This window comes from Variovorax sp. FG153 (assembly GCF_057809595.1).
In genome coordinates this window covers 1-487 of record NZ_JBMDKG010000128.1, presented here as the reverse complement: position 1 = coordinate 487, position 487 = coordinate 1, and the positions used below count along the sequence as shown (strand labels likewise).

At 69.0% G+C, this 487-nt stretch carries 1 protein-coding gene; it reads right to left on the bottom strand.

Translation table 11 applies throughout. From position 1 onward, the window contains the following. On the bottom strand, positions 1-487 hold a 487-nt coding region (locus ACODT0_RS42415), incomplete at both ends, for an acyltransferase family protein (RefSeq protein ID WP_489044053.1).

Below are 487 nucleotides of genomic sequence, written 5' to 3'. Positions count from 1 at the left end.
CCCCGGCATCCCTCAACCGCATGCACGCCAGGATCCCGCCCGCCATCAGCTCCCAGAAGCGCGACAGCGGCGAATAGAACGCCGCCGTGCGAAACGGATGGATCGTCAGCACGTTGATCAGGAACGACACCACCGCCAGCGCCCACAGCACGCGCAGCATCGGCCAGCGCCGGCGCCACGCCAGCGCCAGGAGCGGCGGCCAGAAGATGTAGAACTGCTCCTCGATCCCCAGCGACCACAGGTGCAGCAGCGGCTTGGTCTCCGCCGCCGTGTCGAAGTACCCCGCCTCGCCCCAGAACACGAAGTTCGCGATGAAGGCCGCCCCGCCCGCGGCCTGCTTGCCCAGCTCCACGAACTCGCGGTTCAGCAGCACGTACCAGCCGAAGGCCAGGGTCGCCGCCAGCACCAGCATCAGCGCCGGGAAGATGCGCCGCACGCGCCGTGCGTAGAAGTCGCGGTAGCTGAAGTCGCCCGCGGCCTGGCTTTG